Here is an 11,807-nt window from a genome sequence, read left to right as displayed (position 1 = left end):
CCGCCTCAGCTGAGGCGAGGCGGCATCGAGTGCCCGTTCGGCGGTCGGATGGCGGCGCGCACAGATACGGGGTGCTGTGCGGCCGGCGCCTGCGGAGCGGAAGACGCGCCGCGATCGGCGCGCTTCGCGAGGGTCGATCGGTTGAGCGACCCGGTATCGTGAGCGCATGCCGACCGCAGGTACGGGGATGCCGCTTCGCGACTCCCGCATTCACCGCTACGTCAACGCCTTCTGCCCGCGCTGCAACGAGGAAGATCCCGACCGGCCGCTCGCCGAGGTCGCACGGCTCTCGGGCCGGCTCGTCGTGCGCGACGAACGGGTCTGGCTCGAACGAGGCTGCCCCGACCACGGTCTCATCACGACGCTCTACGACGAGTCGGCCGAGATCCTCAGCTATCTCGAGCAGTGGACCGCGCCGACCAAGGTGCACACGCCCGACCTCGCGGGCAACTTCAAGCCCGTGCCGTCCGCCTACGAAGACGGCCTGCCCGAGATGCAGACCCAGCACACGTGCATCCTGCTCGAAGACCTCACCGACCACTGCAACCTGCGCTGCCCCACGTGTTTCGCCGAGTCGGGGCCGGCAGCCTCGGCGGTCGCCCCGCTCGCCGAGGTGCTCGCCTCGGTCGACGCCCGGCTCTCGCGAGAGAACGACCGCATCGACGTGCTCATGCTCTCGGGCGGCGAGCCGACGCTCTACCCGTGGCTCGAGCAATTGCTCGACCACCTCGTCGCGCGGCCCGTGGTGCGCATCCTGCTGAACTCCAACGGGTTGCGCATCGCGCAAGACGACGCCCTCGTCGAGACGTTGAAGAAGCATCGTGAGCGCGTCGAGGTGTACCTGCAGTTCGACGGCGAGAGCGCAGAGGCATCCGCGTATCATCGGGGCGCCGACATCCGTCGCTTCAAAGACCGCGCCCTCGAACGCCTCTCGGAGGCGGGCGTCTTCACGACCCTCACCATGACGGCGGCGCTCGGGGTCAACGACGGCGAGATCGGTGCGGTGATCCGTCGGGCGATGACGACGCCGTACGTCGGCGGCGTCACGATCCAGCCCGTGTTCGGCTCGGGCCGTTCGGCCGGCATCGACCCGAACGACCGGCTCACGCACACGGGCGTGCTCGCCCGCCTCGAGGCGCAGACGGGCGGCGAGGTGACGTGGCGCGACCTCACCGCGCTGCCGTGCAGCCACCCGCACTGCTGCTCGGTCGGGTATCTGCTGAAGGATGACTCGGGCTCATGGAACTCGCTGACCGCCCTCGTCGGGCACGACCGCCTGAAGGAGTTCCTCGACCTCAACCCCGATCTCATCGCGAACCGCATCGCCGACAGCAACATCAACCAGGCGCTGAAAGACAGCGTGAAGCAGTCGCTGCTCGACCTCTTGAGCGAGCAGTCGTCGTTGTCGCACCCGTCGATCGGCACGCTGTGGAAAGACATCTGCACCGGCTGCGACCTCGGCATCGGCACGCTCACGCAGCTCGCGACCTCGGCGCTGCCGGGGCAGCACAAGCGGTTGCGGCGCTTTCTCGGCGAGCGGGTCAAGCGCATCACGGTGAAGCCGTTCATGGACATGAACACGATGATCGAAGAGCGGCTCACGCAGTGCTGCGTGCACGTCGCGACCGTCAACGAGACGACGTCGGCGCACCAGTGCGCTCCGTTCTGCGCGGTGCAGGCGTGGGCGCCGCTCTCGCGGACGCGCATCTCGACGGCGACCGGGGGCGCGTCGGCGGGTGCGGGTGCGGCGGGTGCGGGTGCGGCGGGTGCGATCGGCGGGCGCCGTGCGATTCCGGTGACGGTGGCATGAGCGACGCGGGGGCGGACGCGGGGCCCGGCGCGGGCCTGGGGCCCGGTGAGTTCGGGGCGTACGACGCCTCGGCGCTCGGCCGATACGACGAGTCGGTCGGCGAGCCCGCCCCGCCCTTCGACCCGCTGCGTCTCTGCGTGTTCACGACCGTCGCCGTGATCGCGTGCGTGCTCGGCCCGATCGCGGTCGCGGTGTTCGCGGCCATCGCGATCGGTGGCTATGCGAAGGCGCGCCGGGCCGGGCTGCTGCGCTCGAAGTGCAAGCTCGGCGACACCCGGCTCGTGCTCGCCTACGTCGCGGTGATCGAGGTGCTCGCGCTCGCCGCGACGCCGTTCTGGGTCTCGTTCTGGGCTTCGTTCTGGGTCGAGCGGCTGGGCTGAGCCGTGTATCCGACGCTGCCCGATCTGCTCGGCTGGGGTCCGCCGGTCGACACCCACGCGGTGTTCGTGGCGCTCGGACTCGTGGCGGCGGGGCTCGTCTTCGTCGTTGAATCGCGGCGCCGCGGCCAGACCGATCACCGCGTCGCCTACCTCGTGCTCGGTGCGCTCGCCGGCGCGGCGCTCTTCTCACGGCTCGGCACGTGGGCCCAGCATCTCGACCCCTCGCAGAACCTCGACTTCGTCGGGCAGCTCGCCCGCGGCAACGCCTCGGTGTTGAGCGCCCTCGTCGGCGCATGGCTCGGCGTGCACGTCGCCAAGCGCATCGCGCGATATCCGCTGCGAACCGGCGATCTCTTCGCGCCTGCGGTCGCGCTCGCGATGGCCATCGGGCGATTCGGATGCTTCTTCACCGAGCTGCCCGGAACGCCCACCGGTGCCGGGTGGGGCATCGTGCTCGACGAGTCGGCGGCGGCCCGGGTCGGCGGGGTCGCCGGCGTGCCGCTGCACCCGAGCTTCCTCTACGAGATCGCGTTCCACGCCGCAGCGTTCGCGGTGATCTGGTTCTGGCTGCGGCGACGCCCGATCGCTGCGGGCGAGATCCTCACGCTCTACATCGCCGCGTACGCGGTCTTCCGGTTCCTCGTCGAGTTCGTGCGCGGCAACGAGGTCGCTTGGATGGGGCTGACGCGCCCGCAACTGTTCCTGCTGGTCACGATTCCACTGGTGCTCGCCCGACTCGCCTGGAAGGCGTCGCGGGGCGAGCTCACCACCCGCACTGAGAGGATGGCCGTCCATGGTTCCTGATCCCGAAGCGCCGATGCCCGACGAGCCCGAACCCCAGCCGCAGCCCCAGCCGCAGCCTGAGCCTGCCCCGCAGCCCGCCCCGCCGCCGACGGCACCGCCCGTCTACGGGCCGGCCACTGGCGGCCCGCCCCCAGACCAGGCCCAGCCTGCACCCACCGGTCTCTCGAAGGGCGCCGGCATCGGCGTGGGTGTCGGCATTGGCTGCGGTGCCCACATCATCGGATTCGGTCTCATGTTCGTCGCGATCGGCTCTGCGACGATCTTCGGCTGGCTGTGGCCCTACATCGTCATCGCCGTCACGGCGATCGTGCTCATGTTCTTCCAGCGAACGCGCTCGATCGCCACCGGCATGCTGATCATCGTCGCGGCCGCGTGGATCATCGTGCTCGGCCCGTGCATCGCACTGCTCGGCGGCATATGACCCGGGCGACGCTCAGAAGCTCGTGACGAGGTCGCCCAGCACGCCGCCGACCTTCGTCGGGTCGGTGGCGTCGTAGTAATGGGCGCCGGTGGCGCTCGAGATCGACTGCAGTGTCGCGACGTCGGCGTCGGCGCCGTAGGCGAGCGTGAAGACGAGCACCGGGTTGTGGTCGTGGTGGCCCTTGAGGTTGCCGAGCATCTGCTCAGCAGAGATGGTGGGTGAGAGCGTCTCGTTCTTGCCGTCGCTCAGCAGCACGACCGCGTTGATGCGATCAGACTGCCAGTCTTCGGAGCGCTCACGCACGAAGGTGTCGACGGCCGAGTAGAGCGGCGTCCATTCGATGGGCTTCAGTGAACCGAGCGCCTTGAGGAATCCGGCCCTCCCGGTGCCGACGTCGGCCACGGGACTGACGAGTCCGGGCGTGATGGCGCCGTCGTCGTCGGCCGAGAAGGCGGCGAGACCGACGTTGTCGCCGGGCGTGAAGTGGCCGAGCGCCTGCGTGATCGCGTCCTTCGCGGCGGCGAGCTTGGTCTTGCCGCCGGTGATCGGCTCCTCCATCGATCCGGAGACATCGACGAGGAACAGCACCTCGGCGCGCTTGCGCACCTCGGGGAACGCCTCGTGGGACGCCCGGAGGATCCGGGCACTCGGGAATGGCAGTGCCCCGGACTGGTCGCTCGACAGCGCGCCGACCTCCGACACGAGCGGATCGAGCTCGCCGTTGAGGTCGCGGTACCCCGACAGTCGTACGATCTGCTGACCCTGTTTGGTCGCCGCGTAACGCAGGAAGTCCTGGCCGGCAGCGGTCTCGGCGTCGTCGACCCAGGTGCCGGTCAGCACCACGGCCGGGTTGTCGGCCTCGTAGTAGCCATCGCTCGGGTAGATCGGCACGAGCTGCTCCTCGGGAGGGTCGCTCTGCACGCGTGTCACGCCGTCGCGGCTCGTGATGCCGCGGTTGTAGTCCCAGACCGACTTCTCGTCGACGATCACCGCCGAGAGGAAGTCGGCGACCGAGCCGGCCTCCTCCGACTGGCGGGCGTGCCAGAGGAAGTGCTCGGGGGTCGCCATGTAGTGACTCGTCGCGAGCTCGTGGCGACGCACTTCGTCGGTGATCTCGGCGTCTTCGATCTGGTCGGCGGTCAGCTCGGCCAGCGAGCCCGCGGCGGAGCCGTATGAGGCGAGGAGCGCCGCCTCGCCGGAACTGGCGATGAGCGGGCTGGTCTTGCCGAGCTTGAACGTGCCCCACTCGGGGTGGCCGACGTCGATCCAGGTGTTCTCGTCCTCCGACGCCGCGAAGACCTCGTCCCACGAGGGGGCCTCGGCGTCCCAGCCGATCGCCGACGCGAGGCCCTTGGGCATCGCGAGCACGATATCCGACGACCCGACACTCGTCCGGTCGTCGGGCACGCTCGCCCCGCCGCCGGTGGCACGGGCGATCTCGATCCACGGGCTGGCGTCGGGGATCCACACGATCGGGCGCTGATCCTCGGGAAGGCTGTTGAAGTTGGCCGCCGCGTCCTCGCCCGCGAGCCCGGACTTGTCCTTCGTCGCGACGACGGTCACGCACTTGCCGCCGATGTCGCGTGGCTGGCCGTTGTACCCCTCGACGAGCCGCGTGACCATCTCGGAGTTCTCGAGCGACGAGAGCACGGTCACGGTCGTGCACGGCGCGGCGCCGGCCGCGGCGGCGGGCTCGTCTTCGGCGAAGACCACGGGTTCGGCCGCAGCGGGCGTCTCGGTGGCGCCGCCGGCTTCATCGGACGGGTTCTGGCCGTTGAGCACCAGCGCCGTGGCGGTGCCGCCCGCCACGAGCACGAGCACGAGGGCGCCCGCGATGACGATCCAACGCGTGCGCGAACGGCGACGGCGCTGTTCGCGCTCTCGGCGCTGCGCACGCCGCGGCGCCGGAGTGCCGGCGCTCACGTGATCGCTCGGGTGCGGAGGTGGGTGGGCACGTTCTGTCCTCGGATGGGGGGTACGGACGGAACGGAGCTTATCTCGGAGAACTGAGCTGTGCCAAGGGTCGGCCGTGAGGACGCTGTGAGGATGCCGTGCGCGCCCCGTGAAGAGGAGACGGAACGGGCGTCGAGATCCGAGGTCAGGAGGTGGAGTTCAACATGCCGATGATGACGGCGGTCCACCAGGCGAGCTGCGAGACGATCGCGCTCCCGATGAACCGCACGCGAACGGACTTGGGCAGCGCCGCGAAGCGCATCTTCCGCGGGAACCTCGCGAAGTACATCGTCCAGCGGGTCAGCGCGACCCCGTTGAGCGAGAGCACGAGCACGGCGCCCAGCTTGACGAGCGTCGCCGGCGACGAGAGGTCGGGGTGCAGCAGGGATCCGCTCGCGAGCAAGCCGATCAGTCCCGCCCAGATCGGCAGTTTCAGCGTGAGGTCGACCTGGCGCAGGTCGCGCACCGATCGCCACGCGGTCATCCACAGGATGCCGTACCACTCGACCACCAGCACGGCACCGAACCCGACGATGAGCGAGGCGAGGTGCACGAAGAGGGCGATCGCGTGGAGCCACGGCGGTGCGACGATGAGCGTGCTGAGCCAGATGGATGCCGCCCACCCGGCAGTGATCGCGACGTAGGCCACCGCACGCCGGCGTCGCCGGTGCCGCTGTTTGGCCTTGAGGGTCATTGTCACGGATTCAGCGCAGGCCTCTCGCTCGTCGTGGTTGCGTGCACGCAACTGCGTCCGTCGTCAGATTACCGAACGCGCGTCGAACCCCTGACAAGGCCGAAGACCCCAGCCGCGAATGGATGCCGCGACGGACGAGGGGCCCGCCGGTGGCGGGCCCCTCGTGGTCGTGGATCAGTCGGCGGTCATGCGCGGTCGTAGCCGTGGCCGTAGCCGTGGCCGTAGCCGTGGTCGTGCGGGTGTCCGTGACCGTGGTCATCGCCGTGGCTGCGGCCGCCGCGCCTCTGGTCGCCGGCGACGTGCACGTGGACGTGCACGTCGGTGCGGGTGGCGCCGTGGCCGTGGGCATCGCCGTGGCCGCAGCGACCGTGGGCATCGCCGTGGCCGCGACCGTGCCGGTCGCCCGCACAGTGGTGGCCGAAGCCCTCACCGTGGTGGTGTCGACCGAGGTCTTCGCCGTGATGACGGCGGCCGAAGCCGCGGTGGCGTCGACGCGGCATCCGCTCGCCTTCGACCCAGCCGAGCTCGCGGGCGATCGCCTCGAGGGCGGCGAGTGTCGTCGCGAAGTCTTCGGGGCTGACGGCGCCGGCGACCGTGGCGCGCAGCGTCGTGACGCGCTCGTGCAGTGACGCGTGCGCGGCCTCGCCGGCCTCGGTCAGGCGCCAGGCGCCGGGCTCTCCCTCGACCCAGCCGCGTTCGATGAGGGGAGCGACGCGCTCGGGGCGCGCGGCGAGCCTCTCGCTCATGCGGGGGTCGGCGACGGTGCCGGCGATCAGGTTGAGTCGGCGCCAGTCGCGGCGGCTGATGCCCTCTTCGGCGAAGAGTTCGCCCATCGCCTCGTCGAGGCGGCGGTCGATGACCTTGAGCCAGAAGCCGAAGGGGCGGGGGGCGGCGGGGGTGGTGCTGTCTGTGGTGTTGGTGTCGTCGTTCGACATGGGTGTTCCTTTCGTGACGCGGTGAAGACACGCGTCCAATTGCATGCACTATTACATGTGTATGTACAATGACATACATGAACGCATCGAGTCAAGTCCCTCCCGGAGAACACTCAGGGTCGGATGCCGCGGGCTCCGCCCCGAACGACCCGATCACGCTGATCGAACAGGCCCTCGTCACCATGCGCCGCGACCAGGAGCGCCGCCGACTGCAGCGCCGCGCCGAGCACTTCGGCCAGGAGGGCCACGACGGGCACGATGGCGACCACGACCACAGGCACGGGCATCGCCCGGGGGAGCACCCGGAGCACCCGGAGCACGACGCGCACGGCGAGCCCTTCGGGCACGACGACCATCGCGGCCGGCGTGAACGCGGATACGGCGGCCCCGAGGGCTGGGGCGGACGGGGTCGCGGCCGTGGCCCGGGTGGCGGACCCGGCCGTCACGCGCTCGCGCACGCTGCACGCTTCCGCCTGCTCGACGCGCTCGAGGGCGCCGAGCACCCGCCCTCGGTGAGCGAGCTCGCCGAGGCGATCGGCGTCGATCAGCCCCGTGCGAGCCGGCTCGTGCAGGCCGCCGTCGAAGCCGGGCATGTGCGCCGCGAGGCGGATCCGTCCGATGCCCGGCGCAGTGCTCTCGTGCTCACCGCCTCGGGGAGGAAACTGCTCGCGAGCGCCCGCGGCACGCGCCGCGACGCCGTCGAGACCGCGCTCGCCGCATTCACTCCTGAAGAGACGGCCGAGTTCGCACGCCTGCTCTCCCGCTTCATCGCCGACTGGCCGCGCGACTGACGCCCACCCCCCTCATCGCCACCCCCCTCATCGCCGCCCCCCTCATCGCCGCCGCCCTCACCGCATCCCTCACCCCTCTTCTCGCCGAACGGGCAGTCGATGCCGCCAAAAACGGCTTGAGGCGGCATCAACTGCCCGTTCGCGGGTGATGGGTGAGGGACGCGCCGGTGAAACGACGCCCCATCCCACCCATCACGCCGAACGGGCAGTCGTTGTCGCCTGGATGGGCTTGAGGCGGCATTGACTGCCCGTTCGCGGGTGATGGGTGATGGGTGAGGAGCGCGCGAGCGCGCTCGGCCCGCGCGCGGTCGCCGAGCGTCAGCGGGGCGCGGTCGCCTTCACGGGGATGAGGAGCGCGAGCCCGAGCGCGATCACGAGCACGATGCCGAGGATGCCGTAATACGGCTCGCCGCCGATCGTGACGAAGATGGCGAAGGCCGTCGGCGCGAGGAAGCTCACCGCGCGACCGGTCGTGGCATACAGGCCGAAGACCTCGCCCTCGCGGCCGGCCGGGATCAGCCGGGCGAGGAACGTGCGGCTCGCCGACTGCGCCGGGCCGACGAAGAGGCAGAGCGCGAGGCCCGCGGTCCAGAACACGATCTGACCTCCGTCGTGCAGGAGGAAGACGAGCAGGCCGCTCACGACGAGCCCGACGAGGGCCGTCATGATCACGGGCTTCGCGCCGAGCTTGTCGTCGAGCGCGCCGACCGCGATGGTCGAGATGCCCGCGACGATGTTGGCCGCGATCGCGAAGATGATGACCTCGCCGGCCGAGAATCCGAAGACGGATGCCGCGAGCACGCCGCCGAACGTGAAGACGCCCGCCAACCCGTCGCGGAACACCGCGCTCGCCAGCAGGAACCACACGGTGTTGCGCTGCTCGTTCCAGAGCCGTGCGATGTCGCGGCCGAGGCGCGCGTACGACGCGAAGAAGCCGACCTTCTCGCGCTCGACGGCGGCGGGGTTGCGATACTCGGGCACCGCGAAGAGCACGGGCAGGGCGAAGAGCCCGAACCACAGGGCCGAGACGAGCATCGTCACGCGCACGTCCATGCCGTTCTCGCCGGTGACGCCGAAGAGACCGACCTCGGGCTGGATGAAGCCGAAGTACACGACGAGCAGCAGCACGATGCCGCCGACGTAGCCCATGCCCCAGCCGAAGCCCGAGACCTTGCCGATCGAGCGCGGCGTCGAGACCTGCACGAGCATGGCGTTGTAGTTGACGCCCGCGAACTCGAAGAAGACGTTGCCGGCCGCCACCAGGAAGAGGCCGAGCAGCAGGTACTCGGGGCCGGGCTGCACGAAGAACATCGCGACCGTGATGGCCACGACGATGTAGGTGTTGACCGCGAGCCAGAACTTGCGCCGGCCGCTCGTGTCGGAGCGCTGGCCCGTGATCGGTGCGAGCAGCGCGATCAGCAGCCCCGCGATCGCAAGTGCCCAGCCGAGCTGCGCCTCGACCGTGCCCTTCGGCCCGAACGACTCGCTCGTGAGGTACACCGTGAACACGAACGTCGTGACGACGGCGTTGAATGCCGCCGACCCCCAGTCCCAGAGGCCCCACGCGAGGATGCGCCCCTTGCGCGCGCCGGCCTCGGCGACCGCCTCGACCTGCCCCGTCGCGACCCCGATCGTCGCCGCAGCCCCGTCGGGCGGCGTGAGGTGCGAGGGCGGAAAGTTGCGGGGCGCTTCGGGCGTGCGCGGCGCGTCGGGGTCGGTCATGGCTGAAGTCTGGCATGCACCGTCGTGCGTGTGCGAGAGCCCGCCTACTGCAGTTCGATCACGGATTGGAGGATCGGGTTGTAGCTGCCGAAGTGCAGCACACCCGAGTCGAGTTGCACCGACGGCTGGTAGTTCGCGTCGTAGTCGGCGGGTGCGAGGTAGGTGCCGTCGCCGCGCGCGGTGTCTTCGAGCCATCCGTCGGCCTGCAGCTCGGTGAGCCAGGCCTGGCCGGCGTCGCCCACCTCGAGGCGTGCGTACCAGATGGCGACGTCGCTGTTCGGCTTCGTCCAGGCGCAGACGAGGGCGCCTTGGGCGGCCATGCGCTCCATGACCGGACCGAGCAGGAACGGCTCTGTCTCGAGCTCGTGGCCTTCGTCACCGAGGCGCGCGACCTCGTCTGCGGTGAGCACGGAGTCGCAGCTCGGCGCACCGGCCTGGGAGTCGGTGGTCGTGTCGGTCGCGGCGGCAGTGTCGGTCGGGACGGTCGTCGCGGCGGGGGCGACGGTGTCTGCACCGGCGCCGGAGGCGGAGGGATCGGGTGCGCCGGCGCTGCATCCGCTCAGCAGCAGAGCGAGTGCACCGGCGGCGATCACCGTGAGGGAGTGAGTTCGAAATGCCATGAACAGAGAATAGGAAGATATCTTCCTATTCGCAATGGCAGTGCTCGAATCGCGACCCGATCTCAGGGGCGACCCTGAGATCGGGCGCCGCGTCTACGGCAGCGTCCACGTCGCCGGCGGCTTCACCTGGTCGTACAACCAGATCTGGAAGAAGGCGTCGAGGTCTTCGCCCGAGACTTCTTCGAACACCGCCTGGAAGTCGTCGGCGGTGCCGGCCGAGTCGTTGTACCGCTCGAGCCAGAGCCGTGTGCCGGCGAAGAACGCCTCGTTGCCGAGCTCGACGCGCAGCGCGTGCAGCGTGCCGGCGCCGCGGTCGTAGATCGGGTTCGCGAACAGCCCGAGCGGGCCCGGGTCGCCGATCTGCAGGTTCCAGTACTCGCTGTCGGGCGTTTCGGAGTCGTACCACTCGTCGTACGACTCCTGTGCGGTCGCGCCGCCGTTCGCTTCGTCCCACATCCAGGTCGCGTACGTCGCCCAGCCCTCGTTGAGCCAGATGTCTCGCCAGCGCTCGGGGCTCACCGCGTCGCCGAACCACTGGTGCGCGAGCTCGTGGGCGACCGTGCCCTGACTCGCCTGCCTCGAGTAGACCGGCCGGGTCTGCGTCTCGAGGGCGTATCCGACCGAGTCGTCGTCGACGATCGCCCCGAATGCGGTGAAGGGATACGGCCCGAACCTGCTCTCGAAGAAGTCGATCATCGCGGCCTGCTTCGCGAGGCTCGTATTCGTCGTCGCGAGCCGGGTCGGCGAAAGCTTCGTGTCGACCGCATCGATGATCGGCACGCCGCTCGACGAGAAGTACGGCTCCCGCAGCTCGTAGTCGCCGACCGACGCCGTCGTGAGGTAGCTGGCCTGCTGATCTGGGGCGTCCCAATACCAGGTGGTCCAGCCGCCGGCCGTCTCCTCGGGCTTCGACTGCACGCCGTTCGCGACGGCGACCTTGCCCTCGGGCACCGTGATCGCGAAGCTGTAGCTCGCCTTGTCGGTCTGGTGGTCGCTGACGGGATACCAGGTCATCGAGCCATCCGGTTCGCTGACGACCATCGCGCCGTCGCGCGTGGTCACCCACCCGTAGAGCGCCTCTTCGATGTCGAGCGGCCGCGTCGTGTCGCCGCCGTACCCGATGACGAGTCGCACGGTCTGGCCCGCCTTGATCTTCGGGCGCGGCTGCACGGTCAGTTCCCAACTGCGCTGGGCGTCGTCTTGCACCTGCCAGTAGGCGGCGCCGTCGATCGAGATTCCGGATGCCGGTGGCGCGACCTCGCTCGCCGGCTTGCCGTCGATCGTGAGCGAGCCGACATCCATGCCGCGCAGGTCGAGGTTGAAGCGGTCGAGATCCTGTGTGGCGACGAGATCGATCGTCGCCGTGCCGTCGAGCCGCCCGACGAGCGGTGCCGGGGCCGCCGCGGGCGGCGCGTACGTGACGGCGAGGTCGTAGTGCTGCACGTCGTACCCGCCGTTGCCCGAGTTCGGGAAGTAGGCGTCGCCCGCCCCCGGTGCGCCCGCGGTGTAGCGCGGACCGCCCGGAGTGCCGGGCCCGCCTCCGCCGGGTCCGCCCGGAGCGGCGGCCGCGCCGGTGACCCCGAGTCCCGCGATCACCGCGAGTGCGACCGCGAGGCCGCCCGCCATCTTGATTCGTCTCCCGTTCACAACCGTTCCCCTCGTCGTCACTGCACTGGG

Annotated in this window: 11 protein-coding genes; 5 read left to right on the top strand and 6 right to left on the bottom strand. The window is 70.1% G+C overall.

The window, feature by feature from the left end:
- The first annotated feature begins 166 nt into the window (after positions 1–166).
- Genes ACWGST_RS13920 through ACWGST_RS13905 form a run of 4 tightly spaced genes read left to right on the top strand, consistent with a single transcriptional unit; the run spans position 167 to position 3,415 of the window.
- The gene (locus tag ACWGST_RS13920) at positions 167–1,810 is read left to right on the top strand and encodes a radical SAM protein (RefSeq protein ID WP_452047268.1); all 1,644 of its coding nucleotides are present in this window, start codon (positions 167–169) and stop codon (positions 1,808–1,810) included.
- Positions 1,807–2,190, top strand: a complete 384-nt coding sequence (locus tag ACWGST_RS13915; protein ID WP_452047267.1) for a hypothetical protein — start codon at positions 1,807–1,809, stop codon at positions 2,188–2,190. Before ACWGST_RS13920 ends, ACWGST_RS13915 begins: the two co-directional genes overlap by 4 nt.
- 3 nt (positions 2,191–2,193) lie before the next feature.
- Entirely contained in the window at positions 2,194–2,994 is an 801-nt protein-coding gene (locus ACWGST_RS13910; protein ID WP_452047266.1) for a prolipoprotein diacylglyceryl transferase, read from the top strand.
- Positions 2,984–3,415, top strand: coding sequence for a hypothetical protein (locus ACWGST_RS13905; RefSeq protein ID WP_452047265.1), 432 nt, complete (start codon positions 2,984–2,986; stop codon positions 3,413–3,415). The genes ACWGST_RS13910 and ACWGST_RS13905 overlap by 11 nt, the downstream gene beginning before the upstream one ends.
- 12 nt (positions 3,416–3,427) lie before the next feature.
- Here the strand turns inward: ACWGST_RS13905 and ACWGST_RS13900 are convergent, their stop codons facing one another.
- The 3 genes from ACWGST_RS13900 to ACWGST_RS13890 form a co-directional block, all read right to left on the bottom strand.
- Positions 3,428–5,338 carry a VWA domain-containing protein gene (locus ACWGST_RS13900; RefSeq protein WP_452047264.1) on the bottom strand — a complete coding sequence of 637 codons (1,911 nt, stop codon included), beginning with the start codon at positions 5,336–5,338 and terminating at the stop codon, positions 3,428–3,430.
- Positions 5,339–5,513: 175 nt separating this feature from the next.
- On the bottom strand, positions 5,514–6,068 hold the full coding sequence (locus ACWGST_RS13895) for a hypothetical protein (RefSeq protein WP_452047263.1): 555 nt from the start codon (positions 6,066–6,068) through the stop codon (positions 5,514–5,516).
- Between the two features lie 179 nt (positions 6,069–6,247).
- Positions 6,248–6,997 (bottom strand): hypothetical protein, encoded by a 750-nt coding sequence (locus ACWGST_RS13890; protein ID WP_452047262.1) that lies wholly within the window; start codon positions 6,995–6,997, stop codon positions 6,248–6,250.
- A gap of 77 nt (positions 6,998–7,074) precedes the next feature.
- On the opposite strand from ACWGST_RS13890, the gene ACWGST_RS13885 reads away from it, so the two are divergent.
- A complete protein-coding gene (locus tag ACWGST_RS13885) occupies positions 7,075–7,788 on the top strand; it encodes a MarR family winged helix-turn-helix transcriptional regulator (RefSeq protein ID WP_452047261.1) in 714 nt (237 codons plus the stop codon).
- Positions 7,789–8,106: 318 nt separating this feature from the next.
- Here ACWGST_RS13885 and ACWGST_RS13880 read toward each other — a convergent pair whose 3' ends face one another.
- The 3 genes from ACWGST_RS13880 to ACWGST_RS13870 form a co-directional block, all read right to left on the bottom strand.
- Positions 8,107–9,510, bottom strand: a complete 1,404-nt coding sequence (locus ACWGST_RS13880; RefSeq protein WP_452047260.1) for an MFS transporter — start codon at positions 9,508–9,510, stop codon at positions 8,107–8,109.
- 44 nt (positions 9,511–9,554) lie between these two features.
- On the bottom strand, positions 9,555–10,130 hold the full coding sequence (locus ACWGST_RS13875; protein ID WP_452047259.1) for a hypothetical protein: 576 nt from the start codon (positions 10,128–10,130) through the stop codon (positions 9,555–9,557).
- 93 nt (positions 10,131–10,223) lie between these two features.
- Entirely contained in the window at positions 10,224–11,777 is a 1,554-nt protein-coding gene (locus ACWGST_RS13870; protein WP_452047258.1) for a M1 family metallopeptidase, read from the bottom strand.
- Positions 11,778–11,807 lie beyond the last annotated feature (30 nt).

This window comes from Agromyces sp. NPDC055520 (assembly GCF_053619715.1).
This window is presented reverse-complemented; position numbering and strand designations above follow the sequence as displayed.